The organism is Stenotrophomonas sp. KH_036_B (assembly GCF_057839485.1).
On sequence record NZ_CM174491.1, the window covers coordinates 1704484 to 1729388 of the forward strand.

Genomic DNA, 24905 nt, shown 5'->3' on the forward strand with positions numbered 1-24905 from the left:
GCGTGCACGCCTGCGCCCGCGCACTGGCCGTGGCGCTGCTGCTCGCCAGCGCCTCCGTGTCGGCTGCGCCAGAGGGCACGGCCGAACCCAACACCCAGGTGCCGGCGGGCAACCGCCACTACGCCGCCACCGGTTTCCCGGACCGCATCGTCGCCTCGCCCGCGCAGGATGCCGCGCGCGGCTTCGCCGTTGCCTGGCGTACCGACACTACCGTGACTGCGCCCGTGCTGGAGTGGGTGGTCGCCGGCGATTCGCCCGATGTCGGCACGCCGACCCGCGTGACGGCCGTGACCACGCCGCTGGACACCGAGCTGGGCCGTTCGCACCATCACCGCGCCGACGTGGTCGGCCTGGCACCCGACACGCTGTACCTGTGGCGGGTGCAGGGCAATGGCACGTGGGGCGCCTGGAACCAGCTGCGCACCGCCGGTCGCGCCGGGCAGCCGCTGACCCTGTTGTACTTCGGCGACACCCAGAACAAGAACCTCAGCCATGTGTCGCGCGTGCTCCGTGCGGGCCTCAAGGCCGCCCCCGAGGCACGCCTGAGCCTGTTTGCCGGCGACCTGGTCAGCGGCGGCGATGGCCAGGACGACAGCGAGTGGGGCGAGTGGTTCGCCGCCGCCGGCTGGTTGCCTCAGGAAACCGCGGTGGCCCCGGCCATCGGCAACCACGAGTACTTCGAAGAGTTCGAGGACACCCCGCAGGAACGCCGTGTGCTGGGCCGGCACTGGCCGGTGACCTTCGCGCTTCCGCGCAACGGCGTGGATGCGGCCGACACCAGCACCTACTGGTTCGACTACCAGGGCGTGCGTATCGCGGTGCTCGACGGCACGTCGGCACTCGACCTGGGCACGGCCCAGGCGCAGGCGGCGTGGCTGGACAAGGTGTTGGGCGACAACCCGCACCCGTGGAGCATCGTGCTGCTGCACCAGCCGTTCTATTCCCCGCGCGAGGGGCGCGAGAATGCCGAACTGCGCGATGTGCTGCTGCCGGTGGTGCGCCGCCACAAGGTGGACCTGGTCCTGCAGGGCCACGACCACACCTACGGCCGGCGGGGCGAGGGCCAGGACGCCACCCCGCAGTACGTGGTCACCGTGGCCGGTCCGAAGCAGTACCGCCTGTCCGACGAGGCGCGCGCGACCATGGCACCGGTGGGCGAAGACACCCAGCTGTACCAGGTGCTCACGATCGATCCACGCCACCTGCGCTACGAAGCACGGACGGTGACCGGCAGGCTGTACGACGCGTTTGAACTGAACCGGTCGGCTGACGGCAGCAAGCGCAGGACCGAACTGACCGAGGGCCGCATCGCCCCCCGCGACTGCACGCGCACCCAGACCCTGAAGGGTCGCGCGGACCGTTGCTGGGAATGACGTGTCGTAACGGAGCTCCCATGAAACGCACGCTACCGCTCATCGCCCTGGCCAGCGCACTGCTCCTGCTCACCGGCGCCAGCCTGGCCAGCAACGCCATCCTGCACCCGTTCCTGGCCGCGCAGCCCAGGGAAGCGCCCGAGGAAGCCAACCTCGCGGTGGAGATTCCCGCCGGCAGTTTCATCAAGTACGAGATCAAGGACGACGGGCTGGTCCACGTGGACCGCTTCCAGTCCATGCCGGTCGCGTACCCGGCCAACTACGGGTCGATGCCGCGCACGCTGGCCGGCGACAACGATCCGCTCGACGCGCTGGTGCTGACCCGCGAGCCGCTGCATCCGGGCGTGATCGTGCGCTTCCGCCCGATCGGCTACCTCAGGATGATCGACAACGGCGAGCACGACGAGAAGGTGATCGGCGTGCCCACCGACAAGATCGACCCGACCTACGCCGACATCCGCGACCTGCAGGACCTGCCGTTGATCGAGCGCCAGCGCATCGAGGCCTTCTTCCGCGTCTACAAGGACCTGCCCGAAGGCCGCAACCCGGTGCAGCTCAATGGGTGGGGCAACGCGGCCGAGGCGAAGGCGCTGATCCGCGCGTCGATGCAGCGCTTCGACGAACAGCAACGGCGCGCCAAGGGCGATTGAAGGGCTGACCCACGGCGAGGCACCGACGCCGGCTACACGGAGGTGTACGACACCCGGCTGGAGTACCGTCTGATGGCCGGTGCGGGCATGGACTGGCGGCAGATCCTGGCCAGCCACCACCGCCCCGGCGCAGCGCTTCGGCCAGGCCGCCGGGCGCGGACGCATCGCAGACGGTTACGCCGCGGACCTGGTGGTGCTTGGCAGCAATCCGCAGCAATCACCGGAGGCATTCGCTGACGTGCGCATGACCATCGCCGACGGCAACATCATCCACCGCAGTCCCGACACGGCCACCGCGCCGTAGAGCCACGCCCTGCGTGGCTGCGACGGCCCATGACGGGCTCACGCACGCTGCAGCGTGTGGCGTGTCGAAACGGCGGTCAGGCGTGCCGCTTACGCCTCCTTCAACGCTGTGGCGGGCGACGTAGAAGCGATGACGCAATGCGCGCAGCGAGGCGCTTGGCGTGTTGCCACCCCGCAGCCACGCAGGGCGTGGCTCTACGGCGGGCATGGCGTCACGTCGGTTCGTGGATGGGACAGCGGTTGAACTGCGCGCGGAACTGGCGTGAGGCGGCCATCACCACGCGGCGCGCGCGGTTGAGGCTGCCCAGAGGGCGGTGTGCGGCCAGCGCATGCCACGGAGCGAACGCCAGGCTGTCTTCGTTCGCTTCAGCGTCCGGACTCCACGACGACTGTGCGCCTACCGTCAACCGGCCGACAGGCAGGTACGGGCTGAGATCTTCCGGCCAGACCACCGAGGCATCTTCAATCGGCATGCGCTCCAGGTCGCGGCACAACTGCACGCGCAGTTCCCACTCGGCCAGCGCGTCGGGCTGCGCGAAGAATGCCGCGATCGCATCGCGCTGCGTATCCGGTGCCGAGGTCAGCGTTTGCCCGCTCAGTGCGAGCAGCGCGGGTGAAATGGGCCGCCACGAGAACTTGGCGATGAAGGGACCATAGCGGAACGGCACTTGGGTGAAGAACGTCTCGCCCAGGGGATGGTGCTGCGGCTCGCCGCCCAGTGCCTTCAACGTGGCACTTTGACCGCCGACGGCTTCCAGCGCCGCCTCGGTACCGCGCAGGGTGGCGGACAGCACCTGCTTGGTGCGCGGCATGCGTTCGGTGGTGGCGGCGAGCAGCTTGGCCGAGCGCAGGAAGCCACGGATGCCGGGCGTGTTGAATGCCGGGCCGTTGACCATCAGGAAGTCCTGGCTGTGCAGCTCGTCGCCGCCTTCCACGCGTTCGCCCGGCACGTCCAGGATCTTCACCGCCATCGCGCGCGGGGTCGATACGGTGTCGGGCAGCTGCTCGGCCGGCGGTGACGAGAGGCGAACGAGTGCGTTGTACTCAGCCGGTGCCGCAAACAGGCCGTGGCGCAGCTCCGACGCCAGCCCGTCCAGCACGCGGAAGCGTCCCCGCAGCAACGCGTGGCCCTTGGCATGCACCGCACGGTGGGCGTGGCCTTCATGCTCGGCGACGACGCCGGCCATGTCGGTGAATACCTTCGCCAGTTCGGCGATGGTCGCGTCCTCGTCGGCGTCGCGGTGTTCGACGTCGGTGGAATAACCCACGGCGGGCAGGATAGGGGGCATGACGATGGCATCCAGGACATGGGGAGAGGGGAGCAATCACGCCCATGACCGGTGGCCTTGGCAACGTGCGGCTGGGGCAGGTCACACCTTGTCGCGGGTGGCGTGCAGGGCGGGTGCAGGCGGCATGGCGGTGGCGCGAAGGGCGCGTGTGTCCCCTTCACTGCCGGTCGTTATCATGTGGGCTCATTTCAAGCGTGGGCGGTGTCCGTGTCGGTAGCTCTGGTCTGGTTTCGCCGCGATCTTCGCCTTCAGGAAAACCCGGCGCTGCAGGCCGCACTCGATGCGGGGCATACCCCCGTGCCGGTCTACATCCATGCACCGCATGAGGAAGGGCAGTGGGCACCGGGCGGCGCCTCGAATGCATGGCTGCACCGCTCGCTCGCGGCACTCGATGCCGATCTGCGTGCCCGCGGCTCGGCCCTGGTGCTGCGCCAGGGTGACAGCCAGGCGGAGCTGCAGGCGCTGATCGACGCCACCGGCGCGGTGGCGGTGTACTGGAACCGCAAGTACGAACCGGCCACGCAACCGCGTGACGCACGCATCAAGCGTGAGCTGCGCGAGCAGGGCATCGATGCCGGGAGCCACAACGGCAGCCTGATGTTCGAGCCGTGGGACGTGGCCACGCTGCAGGGCGGGCCATACAAGGTGTTCACGCCGTTCTGGCGCAACGCGCTGACCCGCATGCACCTGCCGGCGCCCGTCGCGCTGCCGGACGCGCTGCCGGTACACACGGTCCAGGGCGCTCCCCTGGACGCGTTGCAGCTGGCACCCACCCTTGATTGGGATCGGCAGTTCTGGGACCACTGGCAGCCGGGCGAAACGGGCGCGCAGGAGGCGCTCGGGGTGTTCATCGACGGCGCATTGAATGGCTACCGGCAGCAGCGCGACCTGCCGGATCGGGTGGGCACCTCGCTGTTGTCGCCGCACCTGCATTTCGGTGAGATCTCGCCGTGGCAGATCGTGCGGCGGTTGGAGCAGGAGCGCAGTGCGAGCCGCGATGCCGACATCGACGGCTACATCCGCGAGCTGGGCTGGCGGGAGTTTTCGTACCACCTGCTGCATCACTTCCCGCAGACGCCGGAGGACAACCTCAATCCACGCTTTGCGACGTTCCGCTGGGCCGCGCCCAATGAGGCGCAGCTGCAGGCCTGGCAACAGGGTCGCACTGGCGTGCCCATCGTCGATGCGGGCCTGCGCGAGCTGTGGGCCACGGGCTACATGCACAACCGCGTGCGGATGATCGTGGCCAGTTACCTGTGCAAGCACATGCGCCAGCACTGGCTGCACGGCGCGCGCTGGTTCTGGGACACGCTGGTGGATGCAGACCTGGCCAACAATACGATGGGATGGCAGTGGGTAGCCGGCACCGGCGCGGACGCGGCGCCGTACTTCCGCATCTTCAACCCGGTCACGCAGTCACAGAAGTTCGATCCGCAGGCGCGTTACATCACGCGGTGGGTGCCCGAGCTGGCGGCGTTGCCGGTGAAGGCGCGGTTCGCGCCCTGGCAGTCGCCGGCGTTGCTGGCCGAGTCGGCACCGGGTTATCCGGCGGTACCGCTGGTCGATCTGGCGACCGGTCGTGACGCGGCGCTGGCGGCCTATCGGCACACGGGGTAGAGACAGCAACCTGAATGAACTGCCGAATATGTGCGTGTTCATCATGTCGGCATCGCGTCTGCGTGTTTATGCTTCTGGCCGTTCGCACGCCGACCGCCGGCAACTAGGAGAAAACACATGATCCGACCCGCACCCCGCAACGTGGCCCTGGCCCTGATGACCGCAGCCGCCCTGTCGGCCTGCGCCACCGGCGGTTCCTATGTGCAGAGCGACCCGTACGGCAACCCGACCGAGCAGCAGAGCCGCACCGGCCGCAATGCGCTGATCGGTACCGCGATTGGTGTGGCCGCAGGCCTGCTCACCGGCGACAGCGCCACCGAGCGCCGCCAGCACGCCATGGTGGGTGCAGGTATCGGCGCACTCGCCGGTGCCGGTGTGGGTGCGTACCAGAACAAGCAGGAGCGGGAGCTGCGCGAGCGCACCGCCAACACCGGCATCGACGTGCAGCGCCAGGGCGACAACATCGTGCTCAACCTGCCGGACGGCGTGACCTTCGACTTCGGCAAGTCCGCGCTGAAGCCGCAGTTCTATGGCGCGCTCAACGGCGTGGCCAGCACGCTCAATGAGTACAACCAGACCATGATCGAAGTGGTCGGCCACACCGACAGCATCGGCAGCGATGCGGTCAACAACAAACTGTCGAAGGAGCGCGCCGATTCGGTGGCGTCGTACCTGACCGCGCAGGGCGTGCAGAGCGTACGTATTGAAACCCTCGGCGCAGGCAAGGCGTACCCGATCGCCGACAACAGCACCGATGCGGGCCGCGCGAAGAACCGCCGTGTGGAGATCCGCGTGATCCCGTTGCAACAATAAAACGCGCCCGCGCGTTTTATTGCATTGTGTCGGCAATGCCGATGCAATGCGAAAATGCCGCCCAAACGGGCGGCATTTTCTGTAATGCCGACTGGGTAGAGCTGACTGTTAGTCAGCTGCCTTCGCGTCCGGAGAGCAGCCGACTAACAGTCGGCTCTACTCCGTCCGGAGGACAGCCGACCAACAGTCGGCTCTACCGAGCCGGCTACCCTCGGGTCATGCCGCCGTCACCGTCTCCAGAATCCGCTTCCCGGTCTCCTGCAGCTCCGCTTCCACCTGCGTCTGCTGCTGCTTGGCCAGCTTCGCGGCCGGGCACTGCGCCAGCATGTAGTTGGCATCGAAGTTCAGCTTCTCCACCAGGAAGTCGACGAACGCGCGCACCTTCGGCGATACCAGCCGGCCACCGGCAAACACCGCGTTGAAATCCACTTCCGGCCCGGTCCAGCCGGCCAGCACGCGGCGCACCATGCCCGATTCGACGAACGGCTTGGCCATCACGTCGCCGGTGAGCAACAGCCCTTCACCGCAGACCAGCGCGCCATTCAGCGCGGACGGATCGTTGGCCACCAGCAGCGGGTTGACCGGGAAATCGCGCAGGTCGCCGCCGTTCTCGCCCAGCTGCCAGAAGAACCGGTTGTTGTTGAGGTTGCGCGCCTTGCGCATTGCCAGGATGCGGTGGAACTGCAGCTCGTCCGGATGCAGCGGCTCGCCGTAGCGTTCGATGTAGGCCGGGCTGGCGAACACCTGCGTGCGCAGGCTGCCCAGCTTGCGCGCCACCAGGTTGGAGTCGGGCAGGGTGCCCACGCGCAGCGCCAGGTCCGCCTCGCCTGCAATCAGGTCCAGCTTTTCGTTGCCCAGATGCATGTCCAGCTGGATCTCCGGGTACTGGGCATGGAACTGCCCCAGCAGCGGTGCGATCCAGGTGATACCGATCGAGTAGGGCACGGTGAAGCGCAGCCAGCCGCGCGGCCCGGACTGCAGCTGGTTGACCGCACCCTCGGCTTCTTCCAGCTCGCGCGCGATGCGCTGGCAGTGCTCGTGATACACCGACCCGGCCTCGGTCAGGCCCAACCGCCGGGTGGTCCGGTGCAGCAGGCGCGCGCCCAGGCGCGTCTCCAGGTCCTGCACCTTGCGGCTGACGGTGGTCTTGGGCAGGCCGAGCGCATTGGCGGCGGCAATGAAGCTGCCTTGCTCGACCACCTTGACGAAGATCAGCGTGTCGTTGAGATCGTGGGCCATAACGGGATCCGATTCGGGGTGGGGGTAGGGTGCCCGAAAGATTGTGCCGGGTACGGGACGATTATTCCCCTTAATCCGGACTAATCAAGGGGGTGTTTGAGGACTAATCTGGCGCCATTCCCGAATTGAAGGACGCCAACCATGTGGTTGCGCAACATTCTTGGCCGCGTACTCAGCGGCCGCACGCCCTCGCTGGAGCTGGCCCTGACCGTTGAGAAGCGCCCGTCAACCTTCTCCCGCAAGGCTTTCCGCGAGTTTACCCCTCCCGCCAACATGCAGCGTGGTGGCAGCCTGAGCTTCGGCGCCCGCCATGGCGGTCAACTGGGTCGAATTGGGATTATCCCGACGACGGGAGTTAAAGTCCCATGAGTGGGACGCTGGCCCCCGAGGTGCTGGTGCTTGGCGGCACCGGCAGCGTCGGGCAGGGCATTGTGGCTGCGCTGCTGGAGGCCGGCAGCCCGGTCCTGGTGGTCGGCCGCGATCCCGGTCGGCTGGCAGCCCTGCAGGACCAGTTCGCCGATGAGCCGGGGCTTGAGACCCTGTTGGGCTCGCTTGGCGATGACGGGTCGGCACGCACCGTGGCCGAGCGCATGGGCGCCCGCCGGCGCCCGCTTGCGGCCGTCGTCGACGCGATGGGCGGCCCGTACAACCGTGGCCGGGTCACCGACCGCAGCGGCGATGCGCTGCTGCAGGCGCTGCAGGCCGATGTGATGCCCCACGTGCATGCCGGCCGCCACCTGCTGCCGTTGCTGCGCGGTGGCGCGCACACCCGCCGCTATGTGCTGGTCGGCGGGCCGGCGGGCTTCAAGCCGTGGGCCGGGCACGGTGAGTCGTCCATCACCATGTCCACCACGCGCATGTACGCGCAGGTGCTGCACCAGGAAGCGCAGGCGCTGGGCGTGCGCGCGCAGATGCTGGAAGTGTGCAACCCGGTATGCACCCCGACCAATGCGGCCAACGCCTGCATCGAATGGCCGAGCGCGCTGCTGGTCGGCCGCCGCCTGGTGTCGCTGCTGGACAACTGTACGGACAACCGCGCCATCGTCCGGTGCGACGCGCGCGATGCCGAACTGCCGCGCGGCCTGCTGCACCTGGACGCACTTCCTCCGCTGTCGCACAACACCGCCGGCACCGCTTGACCTCTACCAAGGTTCAGGTCTCAGGCTACCCACCCACGTCGCCCCGCACGCACGTCAGATTTCGTATCACCCCCCTTTCCGTACACGGATGCATGTCATGACCTCCCACATTCCCACTCCCTCTCGTTTCACCCGACGGCTGGCCATGGCCGGCGTGTCGATCCTCGCCGCTGCCGTGCTGGCCGCCTGCAGTGGCGGCCACGCCGAAGAGGCCGGCATGCCGCCGCCGCCGTCGGTCAGCGCCGCGCCGGTGCTGATCAAGCCGGTCAGCCAGTGGGACGACTTCAGCGGCCGCGTCGAAGCGGTGCAGAGCGTCGAGCTGCGTCCGCGCGTGTCCGGCTACATCGACAAGGTCAACTACGTTGAAGGCGAGGAGGTGAAGAAGGGCGATGTGCTGTTCACCATCGACGCCCGCAGCTACCAGGCCGAGTACGACCGCGCCCGCGCCGAACTCGCCCGCGCCCGTACCCAGTCCACGCTGGCCCGCAGCGAATCCGACCGCGCCAAGAAGCTGTCCGACCAGCAGGCCATCTCCACCGAGACCTGGGAGCAGCGCCGTGCCGCCGCCGACCAGGCCGGTGCCAGCGTGCAGGCCGCGCAGGCTGCGTTGGATGCGGCGGCACTGAACCTGGAATTCACCAAGGTACGCGCCCCGATCAACGGCCGCGCCGGCCGCGCGATGGTCACCGCGGGCAACCTGGTCACCGCCGGCGACAGTGCCAGCGTGCTGACCACGCTGGTGTCGCTGGACAAAGTGTTCGTCTACTTCGATGCCGACGAAGGCACCTTCCTGCGCTACGCACAGATGGCACGCAAGGGCGAGCGCCCGAGCGAGCGTGACAGCGAGCTGCCGGTGAAGGTGGGTCTGTCCGGCGAAGACGGCTTCCCGCACGAAGGCAAGGTCGACTTCCTGGACAACCAGGTCACCCGCAGCACCGGCACCATCCGCGTGCGTGCGCTGCTGGACAACGCCGACCGTGCATTCACTCCGGGCCTGTTCGCCCGCGTGCAGCTGCTCGGCAGCGGCGAGTTCCAGGCCGTGCTGATCGACGACAAGGCCGTGTTGACCGACCAGGACCGCAAGTACGTGTACGTGGTCGACAAGGACGGCAAGGCGCAGCGCCGTGACATCACGCTGGGCCGTACCGCCGAAGGCCTGCGCATCGTCCAGCAGGGGCTGAAGGCCGGCGACCGCGTGATCATCGATGGCGTGCAGAAGGTCTTCATGCCCGGCATGCCGGTCCAGGCCAAGGCGGTTGCGATGCAGCCGGCCGCGGCTGCTGCGCCTGTTGCATTGAATTAAAAGCAGCCGACCGACGGCAGCCGGCTGACAGTCGGCTGTACCGTCGGGTCAACCGAGTCTTTCAACGCCCCGTGGGGCACTGCTCCCGCTGTCGCCTGCGACAGCGGCAGGGGTGCTGCACGCCGGCGTTGGTGAAACCCCAGGAATCCACCCATGGACTTTTCCCGTTTCTTCATCGACAGGCCGATTTTCGCGGCGGTGTTGTCGATCGTGATCTTCGCCGCCGGCCTGATCTCCATCCCGATGCTGCCGATCGGCGAGTATCCGGAAGTGGTGCCGCCGTCGGTCGTCGTGCGCACCGTCTACCCGGGCGCGAACCCGAAGGTGATCGCCGAAACCGTGGCCACCCCGCTGGAAGAGGCGATCAACGGCGTTGAGGGCATGATGTACCTCAAGTCGGTGGCCGGCTCCGACGGCGTGCTGCAGATGACCGTCACCTTCCGCCCGGGCACCGACCCGGACGATGCGGCGGTGAAGGTGCAGAACCGCGTCGCCCAGGCGCAGGCGCGCCTGCCTGAAGATGTGCGCCGGCAGGGTGTGACCACCCAGAAGCAGTCGCCCACCTTCCTGATGGTGGTGCACCTGACCTCGCCGAAGGGCAAGTACGACACGTTGTACCTGCGCAACTACGCCCGCCTGCACGTCAAGGATGCCTTGGCGCGTATCCAGGGCGTGGGTGACGCGCAGATCTTCGGCGGTGGCGACTATGCGATGCGCGCGTGGCTGGACCCGGACAAGGTGGCCGCCCGCGGCCTGACCGCCAGTGACGTGGTGGGCGCGATGCGCGAGCAGAACGTGCAGGTCTCGGCCGGCCAGCTCGGCGCCGAACCCATGCCCAACAGCCAGTTCCTGACCCTGATCAACGCCCAGGGCCGCCTGCGCAGCGAGCAGGAGTTCGGCGACATCGTGCTCAAGAGCGGTGCCGACGGCGAAGTGGTGCGCCTGTCCGACGTGGCCCGCGTGGAGCTGGGCGCGGGCGACTACACCCTGCGTTCGCAGCTGGATGGCAAGAACGCGGTGGGTATCGGCATCTTCCAGGCGCCGGGCGCCAACGCGCTGGAGATCCGCGATGCGGTGATCGGCACGATGGACGAAATGCAGAAGACCTTCCCCGACGACGTCAAGTACGAAGCGGTGTACGACACCACCATCTTCGTGCGTGATTCGATCAAGGCGGTGGTGTCCACGCTGCTCGAGGCGATCGCGCTGGTGGTGCTGGTGGTGATCCTGTTCCTGCAGACCTGGCGCGCCTCGATCATTCCGCTGATCGCGGTACCGGTGTCGATCGTGGGTACGTTCGCCGCACTGTACCTGCTGGGTTTCTCGATCAATACGCTGAGCCTGTTCGGCCTGGTGCTGGCGATCGGCATCGTGGTCGATGACGCGATCGTGGTGGTTGAAAATGTCGAGCGCAACATCGAGGAAGGGCTGACGCCGCTTGCGGCCGCGCACCAGGCCATGAAGGAAGTGTCCGGGCCGATCATCGCGATCGCGCTGGTGCTGTGCGCGGTGTTCGTGCCAATGGCCTTCCTGTCCGGTGTCACCGGCCAGTTCTACAAGCAGTTCGCCGTCACCATCGCCATCTCCACGGTGATCTCGGCGATCAACTCGCTGACCCTGTCGCCGGCTCTGGCCGCACGCCTGCTCAAGCCGCACGATGCGGCCAAGGATGCGCCGACCCGCATCATCGACCGCCTGTTCGGCTGGATTTTCCGTCCGTTCAACCGCTTCTTCAAGTCGAGCTCGGAGAAGTACGAGCGCGGCGTGTCGAAGATCCTCGGTCGCCGCGGCGCGGTGTTCGTGGTGTATGCGGTGCTGCTGGTGGGGACCGGCTTCATCTTCAAGGTCGTGCCGCCGGGCTTCATTCCGACCCAGGACAAGCTGTACCTGATCGCCGGCGTGAAGCTGCCGGAAGGCTCGTCGATCGCACGCACCGATGAAATGCTGCGCAAGGTGGCCAAGATCGCGCAGGAAACCGAGGGCGTGGCGCACACCATTTCGTTCCCGGGCCTGAACGCACTGCAGTTCACCAACACGCCCAACACCGGCGTGGCGTTCATTCCGCTCAAGCCGTTCAACGAGCGTCACGGTCGTACCGCCGCGCAGATCAATGCCGAGATCAACCAGAAGATCGCCGGGCTGCAGGAAGGCTTCGCGTTCGCGATGATGCCGCCGCCGATCCTGGGCCTGGGCAACGGCAACGGCTACCAGATGTTCATTGAAGACCGCGGCAACCTGGGGTACGGCGCGTTGCAGACGGCGGTCAGCCAGATGCAGGGCGCGGTGGCGCAGACCCCGGGCATGGCCTTCCCGATCACCAGCTACCAGGCCAACGTGCCGCAGCTGGATGCCGAAGTGGACCGGGTCAAGGCCAAGGCGCAGGGCGTGCAGTTGACCGAACTGTTCGACACCCTGCAGACCTACCTGGGTTCGTCGTACGTCAACGACTTCAACGAGTTCGGTCGTACCTGGCAGGTGATCGCCCAGGCCGACGGCCAGTTCCGCAACAGCGTTGAAGACATCGGCAAGCTGCGTACCCGCAACGACCGTGGCGAGATGGTGCCGATCGGCTCGATGGTGACCGTCAAGGAAACCTACGGCCCGGACCCGGTGCTGCGCTTCAACGGCTACCCGGCCGCCGACCTGGCCGGCGAAGCCGACCCCCGCCTGCTGTCGTCTGCCGAAGCGATGAACAACCTGACCGCCATTGCCGCCAAGGTATTGCCGGTCGGCATGACCACCGAATGGACCGACCTGAGCTACCAGCAGGCCACCCAGGGCAAGGCTGCCTTCATCGTGTTCCCGGTGGCCATCCTGCTGGCGTTCCTGGTGCTGGCTGCGCTGTATGAAAGCTGGTCGCTGCCGCTGGCGGTGATCCTGATCGTGCCGATGACCCTGCTGTCCGCGCTGTTCGGCGTATGGTTGACCGGCGGTGACAACAACGTGTTCGTGCAGGTCGGCCTGGTGGTGCTGATGGGCCTGGCGTGCAAGAACGCGATCCTGATCGTCGAGTTCGCCCGCGAACTGGAAATGGGCGGCAAGGGGATCGTGGACGCCGCGCTGGAAGCCTGCCGCCTGCGTCTGCGTCCGATCGTGATGACCTCCATCGCGTTCATCGCCGGCACCATCCCGCTGGTGCTGTCGCACGGCGCGGGTGCGGAAGTGCGCTCGGTCACCGGTATCACCGTGTTTGCCGGCATGCTCGGCGTGACCCTGTTCGGCCTGTTCCTGACCCCGGTGTTCTACGTGGCACTGCGCACGTTTGTCAGCCGCAATGGCGGCGGCAAGCTGGTCGCCCACGGCGAATCCACCCTCCATCATTGATCCCGACCCCCACGAGGACTTACGCATGAATACCGCTACTTCCAAGATCGCTTTGGTCACCGGTGCCACCCGTGGCATCGGCCTGGAAACCGTGCGCCAGCTGGCCCAGGCCGGCGTGCACACGCTGCTGGCCGGCCGCAAGCGCGACACCGCCGTGGCCGAAGCGCTGAAGCTGCAGGCCGAAGGCCTGCCGGTGGAAGCGATCCAGCTCGACGTGGTCGATGCGGCCAGCATCGCCGCCGCCGTGCAGGAGATCAGCGACCGCCACGGCCGCCTGGACATCCTGGTCAACAACGCTGGCATCCTGGTCGACAACCCGGCGCTGGCACCGTCGGCGCAGACCCTGGACACCTGGCGCAGCACCTTCGACACCAACGTGTTCGCGGTGATTGCCGTGACCCAGGCGTTCCTGCCGCTGCTCAACCAGTCGCCCGCGGGCCGCATCGTCAACGTGTCCAGCATCCTGGGTTCGCTGACCCTGCACAGCCAGCCGGGCTCGCCGATCTACGGCTTCGCGGTGCCCGCCTACAACGCCTCCAAGAGCGCGGTGAACGCGTGGACGGTGCAGCTGGCCTACGAACTGCGCGAGAGCACCACCAAGGTCAATACCGTGCACCCCGGCTACGTGAAGACCGACATGAACAGTGGCGAGGGCGAACTGGAAATCGCCGACGGTGCGCGCTCCAGCGTGGGCATGGCGCTGATCGGTGCCGACGGCCCCAACGGCAGCTTCACCTACCTGGGTGAGGTGCTGCCATGGTGATCCGTGTGTTGACCGTCGCCGTTGCCAGCGCGCTGCTGGCCGGCTGCGTCAGCGTCGGCCCCAACTACCAGGCACCGCCGGCGCAGCCGGTGGTCCTGCAGGGCGCCGCCGCGCCGGTGTTCAGCACCACCTCGCCGGTGGCCAGCTGGTGGGCGCAGTTCGATGACCCGGTGCTGGAACAGCTGGTGCACGACGCGTTGGGCGACAACCTGGACCTGCGCATCGCGATGTCGCGGGTGCGCGAGGCCCGTGCGGTGTTCGTCGAGCAGCGGCTGGACCAGCTGCCGCACGTCACCAGCGGTGGCAGCTACGACCGCCGCAAGCAGCCGGACCTCACGGCCGGCGGCGAGCGTGTCTTCAGCGAGACCTACCAGCTCGGCTTCGATGCCGGCTGGGAGCTGGATCTGTTCGGGCGCCAGCGTCGTGCCGCCGAAGCCGCACGTGCGGACCTCGGTGCCGAGCAGGACAACCTTGCCGATGCACAGGTCACGGTGGCCGCCGAAGTGGCGCGCAACTACTTCGAACTGCGCGGCACGCAGAAGCGCATCGAGGTGGCCAAGCGCACGCTGGTGAACCTGCGCGACACCCAGAAGCTGACCGAAACCCGCTGGGAACTGGGCGCGGGCAGCGAACTGGACGTGCAGAGCAGCCGCGCGCGGTTGAAGGCGATCGAAGCCGACATTCCGTTGCTGGAAGTGGCCGAAGTGCAGTCGCGGCATCGCCTGGCGGTGCTGCTGGGTCAGCGACCGGATGCGCTGGATGCGCTGCTGGAACCGCGTGATGCCGCCCCGTATGCCAAGGCGCTGCCGTTGGGTGACACCACCGACCTGCTGCGCCAGCGTGCCGACGTGCGGGTGGCCGAGCGCCGCCTGGCCGCCGCCACCGCCCGGGTGGGCGTGGCCACGGCGGACCTGTTCCCGCGGATCAGCCTGAGCGGTTTCGTCGGCTTCCTGTCCGGCGATGCCAGCGGCCTGGTCAACGGCAGCAACAAGGCCTGGTCGGTGACGCCGTCGATCAGCTGGGCCGCGTTCGACTTCGGCACCGTCAAGGCACGCCTGCGCGCCAGCAAGGCACAGGCCGATGGTGCGGCCGCCGAGTACGAGAAGGCGGTGCTGCTGGCACTGGAAGACACCGAGAACGCGCTGACCCGTTACGCCAAGCAGCAGGCCCGGTTGGCGATTGTGGCCGAGCAGGCGCAGGCCGCACGGCGCGCCGAGCAGCTGGCGCAGATCCGCTATCGGGAGGGATCGGAGGACTTCCTGACCCTGCTCGACGCGCAGCGCACCCAGCTGGCGGCGGACGATGCACTGGCCGCGGCGGAATCGACCGTCAACGTCAGCGTGGTCGGCGTATACAAGGCGCTGGGCGGGTGGGGCCAGCAGAAGGATGCCGCACCGCCGGCCGTGGCTGGCACGATGCGATGAAGGACGGCGGGGGGCGGCAAGCGTCGCCCTCTGCCTGGTTTGTAATGGTTCGCCGCGACGGCGTACCGGGGAACCCCGCGCTGACGGCTTTGCCTCTGCCGGGCCCGACAGGCGCAGTGCTAAAAACACCGCCTGTACGGGAGACGCACTGATGCAACGGAACGGCGGTAGGTCGCAACGCGCGGCATGGGAAGAAGGCCTTGCGCTCGGCTCGGGCCTGTCGGCCGGCGTGATCGTGCTGTTGATCGTGGCCGCATCGACGGTGAGCCTGGGCTTTGCGCGGCTCCCGGATGGCCTGCTGGATATTGGCGTGGTCGGCGTCGGCCTGTTCCTGGCCGTGAGTGCACGGATCTGCCAGGCGCGCGAGCAGCACCTGGCCCTGTGCCGGGCGCTGGACGGCCTGCGCCCCACGTATCGTCATCGCGTGACGCAGTGGCCGTCACAACATCCAGGCGAAGGCGGCTGCACCGCCGCGCTGCAGGACGACACCCCCACCCACCTGACGCCCCCGGGGTAGGGGCGCGCCTGTCAGCGGATCAACCCTCCGCCCCTGCATTCAACGCGTCGGCGACGCCGGGAACACCAGCTCGGCCACCACCGGATAATGGTCCGACGGCACCACGCCGCCCGGTTTCTGGTCCAGTGTGCGGAAGCGGTTCACGCCGAAGCCACGCACCAGGATCCAGTCGATCTCGGCGGTGGGCGTGTCGCTGAAGTTCTGGAAGGTCAGCCGCGGGCCCTCGACCTTGCGTGCCAGCGTGCGTGCATCGCCCAGCGCGGCGGTGAACGCCGCATAGGTGGTGCTGCCCGGCTCGCTGTTGAAATCGCCGGTCACCACCACGGGGATGTCCTCCGGCAGCGCGGCCAGCCGCTGGCTGATCAGCTTGGCACCGAGCACGCGGCGCGGCTCGTCTTCGTCGCGGTAGGGCAGGTGGGTGTTGTACAGGTAGAAGCGTTTGCCGTCGGCCTGGCGCTGGAACAGCGCCCAGGTGACCATGCGCGGCATCAGGTTGCCCCAGGTGATGCTGCCGGCCACTTCCGGCGTGTCCGACAACCAAAAATTGCCGGACTCCACGACCTTCAACTGCGCACTGTCGTAGAACACGCCCATGTGTTCCTCGTTGTCCCCGGGACCGCGCGGCTCACCGAACCAGCGGTAGCCGGGCAGGTGCTGCACCAGGTAATCGGCCTGGTTGGATTTGAGTTCCTGGGTCCCGAACACCACCGGATGCTGCTCACGCAGCAGCGCCACCATCGCATCGCGACGGTCCTCCCAGCGCTTGTTCGGCTCGGTATCCACCGGCGTGCGGACGTTGAACGACATGACCCGCAACGGCTCGGGGCTCTTGGCCAGCGCGGAGCCAAGCGGCAGCGCCAGCGCGATCAGGGCCAGCAGGGCCGGACGACGAAAACGAGACAACATGGGAATCCCTCCATTCCGTGAAATCGTTTGCAGAGGGTCGCATGGAATCGCCAGGCGCGGATATGCGGAGGTTGGCGGCAACGCCTGTGCCGGCTCAGCCGGTCAACAGCAGCACACCCACGGTCATGTTGATCGCCGCACCCAGCGTGAATACCCACAGCGTGGACAGAAGGGTGTTGAGCCACGAGCGCTGCAGCGCCACCTTCAGCCAGCCGGCCTGCACCACGACGAACCAGACGGCGGACAACAGCGCGGTGGCCAGGCCGATGTGGGTGGACAGCTCGCCGGGCAGACGCACGAATACCATGCTGGTGGACAAGGCCACCGCGAACGGTGCGGTCAGGTAGCACTGCATGAAGAACGGCCGGCGCAGCGTTTCGCGGGTCATCGGTACGTGCTTGCGGCGCAGCAGATGCACGGTGGCCACCAGCGGCCAGATCGCAAACGTGATCGAGCGGTACAGCAGCAGGCTTTCCTCGTTGCCCATCACCGTGCGCGACAGCTCACTGGTGCCGGCCACGGTCTGGTGCATCAGCAGTTCCACGCCATGCGCCACCAGCACCGCCAGCATCAGGAACATCGGCGGGCTGATCGCATCGTCGAACTGGCGCTCCACTTTCTCCTTCAGTTCCGTGTTCACGTACTCCGCCATGCGCCGCGGGTGGACGATCACCCGGTACAACGTACGCGGGAAGAACAGGAACCAGGTACAGAGCTCGTAGAGAAACTCTTCCAGCGAACGCAGCAGCTTCAGGAAATCCATGGCCACCTCGGGCGCGGGGCAGGGATGACGGCGCACGGCCCGTCGATGTGGCCAGCATGGCCCACGGGCGACGCCGCTTACAAGGGCCGCCATCCCGGCTGCCGCATCCGGGCAGCCGGGCGGGCGCTCAGATCACGTGCCTGTCCTTCTGCCAGCGCTGGTAGAAGCTGACCAGAGCGGGGTCTGGTTCGGGGACGGGAGGGTTGAGCGCCACGCTGGACGGCGCCCGTTCCACCACCGGCGAGACGCGGTACTCACGCAGGTAGCGGACCGAGAAGGGCTTGGCCGTTTTGCCCATGCGGTCGAAGGCCTGCGTCAAGGTTACGCCTGCGCAGGTGGGGCACATGTCCAGCACGGAGTGCAGCTTGAACGAGACGACCTGCGTCTCATCAATGTCTGGATCACCGGCGATGGTCTGCAGGATCAGATTCTCTGAGTCCTTTCCGCGGTCGAACACGATTTCCAGGTCGGCAGCGTCCGCCCGCAACACCGGCAAGCTGGTGTAGGTGATTTCGACCGGCTTGCCGGCGACGGCTGCACGGGCATCGACGAGAGGCGTGCCACCCAGCTGCGACACCGGCTGCAGCTTCACGTTCGCTGCCTTCTTGCCGCCCGACAGCGCGTAATAGATCCTGCGCTGTCCATCCGCCAGCGTCACTTCGGCAACGGCCAGGTTGGCGCCATGGGTCTGGTCCAGGATCTGCCTGCTGCCCTGTTCGGTCGCGACGGTATCGGCATCCAGCGCTGTCCACGTGGCCTCCTTGCCTACGGTGGGGAACAGGGCGTTGAGGATGTTGGCCAACGACTGGCGTTCTTCCCGGCTGCCTGACGCCAACGGTGACCAGTCCGGAATGAGCTCGCGCGCCAGCCTGACGAAGGTGCGCTGGGAGGACGCTCCGTACAGCACGCTGTCGGCATAGCCGATCAGCACGTTCGGACGGCCTTGCGCCACGCACGCATCGCGGTAGGCGTCGTAGCTGGGATACTGCTGCAACTGCTCGCCGGTGAACTGCGACTGCAGGTGCCGGAATGCGATGCGGGCGATGTTCTCCCGGTCCTGTTCCATGCTGCCGCGCAGGCGCAGCATGCGATATTTTTCGACCTCGCGCAGGTAGGCGTTGATGTCGCTGCGGTCGCTGCCCGGCACGTTCACGTCGGGCAGCGGTGGATCACCTTCGTCGATGGCGACCATGAACCCGTCGCCGCGCTCAGGGCTGCCCGCGTTGCCATCGCCGGCGGGGAGGTGGTCGAGCGCCTGCATGTATTCGTCGCCCATCAGCGGTGCGCCGGCGTCGGCGCTCAACCGGATGAAGGTCAGTTCGGTGCCGTCCTGCAGGTCGGTGGGCAGCACCGCGCGATAGACCACACCCGGGTCCGGCTCGACATACACGTACCTGGGCACGGTGCCGGCGGGTGAAATGACCACGCCACGAAGGCGGCGGCTGTCGCCCAGGCCGGGAACCAGCTCGCCGATGTCGATGACAGGCATCTGGCTGTGCAGGGCATCGCCGGTGGCGGCATCCACGGCAGGCGGAAGGCCAAGCGCATGGTCGGTGGACACGGTGCCGCGCAGTTGCTGCGGATACACCACCGTGGGCGGCAGATTCAACGCGGCCAGTTCTTCAGCGGTCAGCGGCACCAGCCTGCCAACGCCCGTGCCGCGCCGGGTGGTGGGCACCTCCCACTTCTGGACCTTGCCTTCGTGGACCATCGCCTGGACCTCGGTGCGGGTACCATCCGCAGCTTCCACGGCATGCGCTGCCAGCGCGTACTCGCGGCGGGGAAGCACATGGGCGCCCAATCCGGTGAGGTCGGGGGAAGCGGGCAACGCGTTCCGCTGGTAAGGCACAAACTGCAGCCGCACCCCCTGCGCGCAGCCGATCGGCTCCAGTGCGCGCTTCGGCCTGCAGGTACCCACTTCCTGCAGGGTGCCGGGTTCGTCCGGCAGCGATTCGTGGGGCTGCGCGCGCAGCCAGGGGTCGGCGGCATCCAGCCGATACGGCTTGCCGTGGATCCACACGTCCCACTGTGTTGGGCTGCGCTGCAGGATCTCGACGTTCGCCGTGTCGCCCAGGTTGATGCGGAACCCGTCTTCGGTCGTTTCCACCGGAATGATGCGGGGCAGGTGGTCTCCGGTGAGCACGTGATGGGTCAGGGGCGGGCCGTAAGGGCGCTTGGCGACCGTGTCCCAACGGTACCATTCCGGACCCACGGCGCTGGCCAGCTGCGGGGTTCCATCCGCCAGCTGCACAACGGCGAGGCTGGGCTCATGCGCGGCGTGGGCCTGGAACGCTGCCGCGTCGCTCTGGCCCGCTGCCACCGCGCGTTCAAGGTCCATCGCGCCGTCCAGCACCGTGCCCGAACGCAACACCCCGCGCAGCCAGCCGGCGCCGTGCAGTGCGCTGTCCAGTGCGTGTCCGGCGATCCAGCGCGCGCCCTTGCCCAGCACAAACACACTGCTTTGTTCGACATACCCCTTCGCCAACTGCAGCAACGCGCCGCCGGCTTCGCTGGCGATGGACTGGATGGTGCGTTCCCCGGCCGTGCGCACGATCCGTACCGTACTGCCGATGAACTCGCCCACCGGGACCAGCAGCGACAGCGCGTCCAGCGTGCAGCCTGCGATGGTCAGGGGGGAATGGTCGCCGGCCTGCAGGCTTTCGGCGCACGCGTAACCCGGCACGGCGAACCCGGCGAGCTGGTTGAGCAGGTGCCGATCAGCACTCCACACCTGTTCCAGTGGCGTGTGCTGATCCAGCGCGTCCTGCTTCACCCGTGCCAGCAGCGGCTGCCAAAGATGGCGGGCTGCGGCCTGGGCGAGCTGATTCAGCGCGTCCGGGGCGTCGCCGCTGACGGCGACGGCACCGGGACTGAGGGTAAGGTGTGCCAGCTCCCCGAGCTGCTCGATACCGCGGGTCCGGCTCACCCTGCCGGTCATGAATCCCTCCACATCGACCATGGCACCGAACACGGGGTGCAGCCAGACGCGGCGTGCGACGCCGGCCATGGGAAACAGTTCGATGTCCACAGGCGTACCGCCGGGTGCCACGGGCACGCACCGCAGCAGCAGCCCTTGGTCGCCGTTCCGCTCGCCCAGCGCGACGCGTTGCGGTGTGCAGACCGCGGTGGCCAGCAGCTGGCGGTCAGCGTCCGGCAACTCGCCCAGCAGCGTGGCGATGATCCCGGCCAGCCCGGTTTCCACCGTGCGCTGGTAGGTATCGAATGCCGTGTCGAAACGGGCGGCGGTGGTGGGCCCGTTCACCGCAACGTAGGCATCGGCAACGACCAGGTCCAGCAGCGTGTCGCCGTTGGTGGATGCACGCAGCGCGTACCGTTCCTGGTCGAACGCGATCAATCCGGTGCCACCCTGTTCCAGCCGGGCCTGCTCCACGCGAAGCCAGCGGGCCGGGACGATGTCGTGCGCGAGCAGGTATCCCGGTTCGATATCGGTCGGGCGTTCGTTCCACAGCGTCCGGTCCACGCCGGCCGCGGCGAGGATGCGCGAGCCAATCTCCAGCCGCGTGGGCGGCGCCGTGCCCAGTTGCGCTACGTGCAGCGCATGCGCACGTTGTTGCTGCTGCAGGAACTCCAACGCCGTGGCCGCCTGCGCGGCGCTGAAGGCATCGATCCGGGTCACCCCGGTGACCGCGCCCTGGGCGAGGGCGTAGTACAGCGCCGCCGGCACCAGCGCCTGTGCCCAGGCCGCGTGCAGCGCATCGTGCTCGCCTGCGGTGTGCGGCGGTTTGGCCAGCTGCGCGGGCAGTGCGCTGACCTGCTCGAACGTGGCCCGGCTGCACGCGCCCGGCTGCACGCCTTCCAGCAGCGTTGCGCCGTGGAGCAGCGCGACGCTCTGCAATGAACGCCCCACGTACAGCCAGTCGGGAATGCCACGCACCAGCAGTACCGGCTGTTCCAGCTCGCTCGCCAGCAGCCAGTACAGCAGGTCCACCGCGGCAGTCGAGGCGTCTGGATTCTGCTGCACGATGACCGCGCGCAGTTCGGCGGCGAGCGCCACGTAGGTGGTGTTGACGATGTCGGGTGACTGCAGTTGAGTGCGCAGTGCATCAATGCGTGCCAGGCCGATGTAGCGCTCCAGCATCCGCCGTGCCAGCAGTTCCTGCGCACCGCGCGGCGATACCGCCACGTCCGCGCTGGCGTCGAGCCAGCCGGCCTCTGCAAGCAGTGGCTGGCAGACGTCGATGAACTGACGCGTGCGCGACATCAGGTCCCAGCGCTCCGGCGGCGAGAGGGGGGGCGTGTCGGTCGTCGGGTCGCCCGGCTGCAGCAGGGACAGGCCGAAGCCGTCGAGCAGCGTGTCCAGCGACGGAAGCAGCAGGGGATCGGACCCGGGCGGGACTGCCGGCGAAGCGAGCAGCGGGAATGGCAGCGGTGCGGCCGGCAACGCGGCTGCAGGCGGGGCTGTGGGCCCGAGCAGGGCGAGGGCAAACGCCAGCGCTTCGGCCGCGCTCAGCTCGGGATGTTGCCGGGAGAGGTCGATGGCCAGCGAGAGCACCGGCGCCCCGTCGGTGTCCATGGAATATGTCGCAGGGGTCTCTGCCGTGGTCAGCGACAGCTGCGCCTCCGCCGAGGCGGCCAGCAGCGCCGCGCAGGTGGCCGGCGTCAACGGCGCATGCGGGTCCAGCCGCGACGTGGGCAGTCCACCGGGACTGACCCGCTCGAGGTGGTGCCGGCATGCCTGCCGACCGGCTTGACTGTCGAGCCACGCGCCCAGAACGGCAGGGCCGTCGATGACATGCGTCCACAGTGCGGGTATTCCGAGGGTCTGGTTGGCGCTCACGGCATCCTGCAGTGCGGCGTGGATGACGGTCACCAGTCCCTCGCGGTTGTCGCCCGCGCCAGGCGGGTTCCAGAATGCGGCCAGCGCGGCCTCGGGTTGCAGGGTCAGCCATTCTGCCGGCGACAGCGTCCAGTGCGATCCGCCCAGCAACACCCCGCGCCACGCGCCGAGCGCAGCGGCCTCGGGCATGCCCGCCAGGCGCCGGAAGAACGCATGCGCCACCTCCGGTTCGATCTGTTCCACGTCCGCATCGAGAAGCTGCGCGATCAGGTGCCGGGCGGGCTGGCCGCGGTACAGACGGACCCGGTCACGGTCCTGCGCATCCGCATCCGCATCGGCGGGCAGCGCCAGATCGCCGAGCAGGTAGTGCAGCACCGCGCTGGGCAGCGGCAATGCGCCGGTGTCCTGCGGCAGCAGCGCCCGCAGCCGTGGCGAATTGCCGGCAAGATCGAAGGATTCCATCACGGCGAGCAGGGGCGATGACCAGGTGGCGCCGGCAAGATCGAAGAACGTCATCCACGCCTCGTACGCATCCGCATAATGAGGATCCGCCCGCTCCAGTGGCAGGTCGAGGTCGCTGTAGAGCTGCAGGATCGGCTCGACCAGCCGACGGACCATCACCCGCAGGTCATTGATGGCAGCGTTGATCGGCGCCCCGGCGGCTGGGTGCAGTTCCAGGTACCGGGCCAGTGTGGCGGCGATCTGGTGGAACAGGGCGCCGAGTTCGCCTTCCCATGGTGCGTGGTCGGCGTTGGCACGCGGGTCGAACCGTGCGCGCCAGTCCTGCGCGGTCGGCGCCAGGGTTCGCCAGTCCCAGTCCACACCAAACCGTTCTGCATCCAGCAGGCGGCGCAGGTTCACCGCAACATCGAGCAACAGTGCATCGGCAGCGGTGAGGTTCTGGAACGTCGCCACATCCAGCGGGGGATGGCGATTGTCAACCAGCCAGGCCCGCAGCGTCCGGCTGTCCACCTTGCCGGGCAGCGGCACGCCATAGGCGGCTCGAACGCGCCGCTGGATGGCCTTCAGGGTGTCGTCGGTGTACGAGGCTGCAGGCGTGCCGGGTACCGCTGCACTGCGCTCCATCAGCCGCGAAAAATGCGCTTGCAGGGCGTCGAGCGGGATCGGCTGGAGCTGCTGCAGATACGCGGCTGTCTGTCGTCCCATGGCGGCCAGCACATGCAGTGCGTGGCGTTCGTCGCCTGACGCGGGTATGCGCATGCGCCGCGTCAGGCGCTCAAGCATCCGGGCGAACACGTATACGCGCGTTTCGAATCCGCCGCTGCCGATGCTGCGTCTGGCGCCGCTGGGCACCGCGGGGAAACGCTGGATCGCATCGACAAATGCGGCGGCGGCGGGGGATGAGAGGAATGCCAGCAGAGCATCGGGCGCTGGTGGGCGTTGCTCCAGCGCGATCCCCGCGTTCTGGAACGCGTGCTCGATGGCAGCAAACAGACTGCCCGGCGTGTGCTCCACCTGCCAGTCGAATGCCTCCCACCAGGAGCGTGCAGGGATGCGGTCGATCAACGGTGCCAGCACGTTCAAGGGCAGGTGCCCCTGCATGGGCGGCATGGGCAGCAGGCCCTGGGCCATTGCCGCGCCCGGGAACAGTACCTGTTGCCCGCAAGAGGGATCGGACCGACCGACGTCGGTCAGTGCGCCTGCAAGCGCCTGCGGTGTGCGGACGCCTTCCGCAACGGCATGGGGGGTGTCTCCTGCCATCGCGGCACCGGTTCCATTCGGCGGAGAGTGCGCCCCTGTCGCATCGGGCAGCAGCGGCCATGCGACGTTGGTTGCAGTAGGGTGCGCAGCGCCGCCGAACAGTGCCCGGCCCATCCCGCCCAGTCCCGTCACGGCTTGCCAGCAGGCAGGCAGATTGGCCATCAGTTTCCCTGCGCCCTGCAGTCGCGCCGATGGCACGGGCAGGTAGCAAGAGAACAGCCAGAGCGGTACGGCCACCGCGAGAGCGGGTCCGACCCCGCGGATACCCAGGTCCGGGAGCAACGCGCGGTCAGTCTGCTCCACCCAGTCCTGCACGGACACCAGGCCGCTGCGTACCGTTTCCGGCAATGCCTGCAGGAGTGCGGCGACCTGCGGGTGGCCATGAAGCGAGGGCAGCAGCGGAAGCAACGAAGGGAGCGCCATCAGCATGCTGCTCCAGTTGCCACTGTCGAGTTCCCGCGCAACGTGCGCCTGCGCAATGAGGGCGGCCAACTCGGGTTGCGCGGCGGAGAACGTCGACCAGCAGAAACGGCCCGCCGTCGTTCGTGCCGCATTGAGCGTCAGCGCGGTCAACGCGTCGGGCAATGCTCCCAGGTTGGCCTCGCGGTCATCGAGTGCCTGCTGGAACCTTTCCACGATCTGGCTGCGTGCGTCCGCGTCGTCGGTCGCGTCCAGTTTCCTGCGCAGCATGCCGGCCAGGTTGGCGGCGTCGGGCGCGTTGATGGCCAGAAGGGCGCGCAGGACGCGCTGTTCCTTCGGGTTGAGCGGTCTCGAAGCGCATGCTGTTGCGTGCGGGCGGATGGGAGCATTGACTACCGATTCTGGCCCACTGCGCAGGGGCGTCTGCCTTGGCGCTTCCATTGAAGTGGGGGCCGCACGCCATGGCACTGCGGCAGGGTGGGCTTGCTGCGCGGGTGCAGGAGAAAAAGCGGTCGTCGGGGAAGGGGGCGGTGACATCGTGG

At 67.9% G+C, this 24905-nt stretch carries 17 protein-coding genes; 12 read left to right on the forward strand and 5 right to left on the reverse strand.

From position 1 onward, the window contains the following. The first annotated feature begins 2 nt into the window (after window positions 1-2). The 3 genes from AC3ITN_RS07850 to AC3ITN_RS07860 all read left to right on the forward strand — a co-directional run bounded on the left by AC3ITN_RS07850 (window position 3) and on the right by AC3ITN_RS07860 (window position 2327). Window positions 3-1373, forward strand: a complete 1371-nt coding sequence (locus AC3ITN_RS07850) for a purple acid phosphatase family protein (RefSeq protein WP_489392892.1) — start codon at window positions 3-5, stop codon at window positions 1371-1373. A gap of 20 nt (window positions 1374-1393) precedes the next feature. After that, window positions 1394-2023 (forward strand): inorganic diphosphatase, encoded by a 630-nt coding sequence (locus AC3ITN_RS07855; RefSeq protein ID WP_489392561.1) that lies wholly within the window; start codon window positions 1394-1396, stop codon window positions 2021-2023. A gap of 79 nt (window positions 2024-2102) precedes the next feature. After that, entirely contained in the window at window positions 2103-2327 is a 225-nt protein-coding gene (locus AC3ITN_RS07860) for an amidohydrolase family protein (protein WP_489392562.1), read from the forward strand. Between the two features lie 211 nt (window positions 2328-2538). Here the strand turns inward: AC3ITN_RS07860 and AC3ITN_RS07865 are convergent, their stop codons facing one another. Then, complete coding sequence (locus AC3ITN_RS07865) at window positions 2539-3615, reverse strand: catalase family protein (RefSeq protein WP_489392563.1); 1077 nt, start codon at window positions 3613-3615, stop codon at window positions 2539-2541. A 207-nt stretch (window positions 3616-3822) separates the two neighbouring features. On the opposite strand from AC3ITN_RS07865, the gene AC3ITN_RS07870 reads away from it, so the two are divergent. Further along, entirely contained in the window at window positions 3823-5232 is a 1410-nt protein-coding gene (locus AC3ITN_RS07870) for a cryptochrome/photolyase family protein (RefSeq protein WP_489392564.1), read from the forward strand. Between the two features lie 117 nt (window positions 5233-5349). Beyond that, window positions 5350-6045: a YiaD family glycine zipper/OmpA-like lipoprotein gene (locus AC3ITN_RS07875; RefSeq protein ID WP_313344091.1), complete on the forward strand. Its 696-nt coding sequence runs from the start codon at window positions 5350-5352 to the stop codon at window positions 6043-6045. Window positions 6046-6261: 216 nt separating this feature from the next. Here AC3ITN_RS07875 and AC3ITN_RS07880 read toward each other — a convergent pair whose 3' ends face one another. Further along, complete coding sequence (locus AC3ITN_RS07880) at window positions 6262-7284, reverse strand: LysR family transcriptional regulator (RefSeq protein WP_313344093.1); 1023 nt, start codon at window positions 7282-7284, stop codon at window positions 6262-6264. A 141-nt stretch (window positions 7285-7425) separates the two neighbouring features. Between AC3ITN_RS07880 and AC3ITN_RS07885 the strand changes: the two genes are divergently transcribed. The 7 genes from AC3ITN_RS07885 (at window position 7426) to AC3ITN_RS07915 (ending at window position 15754) form a co-directional block, all read left to right on the forward strand. Then, window positions 7426-7653, forward strand: a complete 228-nt coding sequence (locus AC3ITN_RS07885; RefSeq protein WP_313344096.1) for a hypothetical protein — start codon at window positions 7426-7428, stop codon at window positions 7651-7653. Continuing rightward, window positions 7650-8423, forward strand: coding sequence for an SDR family NAD(P)-dependent oxidoreductase (locus AC3ITN_RS07890; protein ID WP_313344099.1), 774 nt, complete (start codon window positions 7650-7652; stop codon window positions 8421-8423). Before AC3ITN_RS07885 ends, AC3ITN_RS07890 begins: the two co-directional genes overlap by 4 nt. 97 nt (window positions 8424-8520) lie before the next feature. Further along, on the forward strand, window positions 8521-9726 hold the full coding sequence (locus AC3ITN_RS07895; protein ID WP_313344101.1) for an efflux RND transporter periplasmic adaptor subunit: 1206 nt from the start codon (window positions 8521-8523) through the stop codon (window positions 9724-9726). 153 nt (window positions 9727-9879) lie between these two features. Then, window positions 9880-13050 carry an efflux RND transporter permease subunit gene (locus AC3ITN_RS07900; protein WP_489392565.1) on the forward strand — a complete coding sequence of 1057 codons (3171 nt, stop codon included), beginning with the start codon at window positions 9880-9882 and terminating at the stop codon, window positions 13048-13050. Between the two features lie 25 nt (window positions 13051-13075). After that, window positions 13076-13813: an SDR family oxidoreductase gene (locus tag AC3ITN_RS07905; protein WP_313344107.1), complete on the forward strand. Its 738-nt coding sequence runs from the start codon at window positions 13076-13078 to the stop codon at window positions 13811-13813. After that, window positions 13807-15237: an efflux transporter outer membrane subunit gene (locus tag AC3ITN_RS07910; protein WP_489392566.1), complete on the forward strand. Its 1431-nt coding sequence runs from the start codon at window positions 13807-13809 to the stop codon at window positions 15235-15237. Before AC3ITN_RS07905 ends, AC3ITN_RS07910 begins: the two co-directional genes overlap by 7 nt. 151 nt (window positions 15238-15388) lie before the next feature. Further along, entirely contained in the window at window positions 15389-15754 is a 366-nt protein-coding gene (locus AC3ITN_RS07915) for a hypothetical protein (RefSeq protein WP_313344112.1), read from the forward strand. 39 nt (window positions 15755-15793) lie between these two features. Here AC3ITN_RS07915 and AC3ITN_RS07920 read toward each other — a convergent pair whose 3' ends face one another. From AC3ITN_RS07920 to AC3ITN_RS07930, 3 genes are all read right to left on the reverse strand, one after another. Then, the gene (locus AC3ITN_RS07920) at window positions 15794-16660 is read right to left on the reverse strand and encodes an endonuclease/exonuclease/phosphatase family protein (RefSeq protein ID WP_489392567.1); all 867 of its coding nucleotides are present in this window, start codon (window positions 16658-16660) and stop codon (window positions 15794-15796) included. A 94-nt stretch (window positions 16661-16754) separates the two neighbouring features. Further along, window positions 16755-17423 carry a hypothetical protein gene (locus tag AC3ITN_RS07925; protein ID WP_489392568.1) on the reverse strand — a complete coding sequence of 223 codons (669 nt, stop codon included), beginning with the start codon at window positions 17421-17423 and terminating at the stop codon, window positions 16755-16757. Between the two features lie 127 nt (window positions 17424-17550). Beyond that, entirely contained in the window at window positions 17551-24633 is a 7083-nt protein-coding gene (locus AC3ITN_RS07930; protein WP_489392569.1) for a deaminase domain-containing protein, read from the reverse strand. Window positions 24634-24905 lie beyond the last annotated feature (272 nt).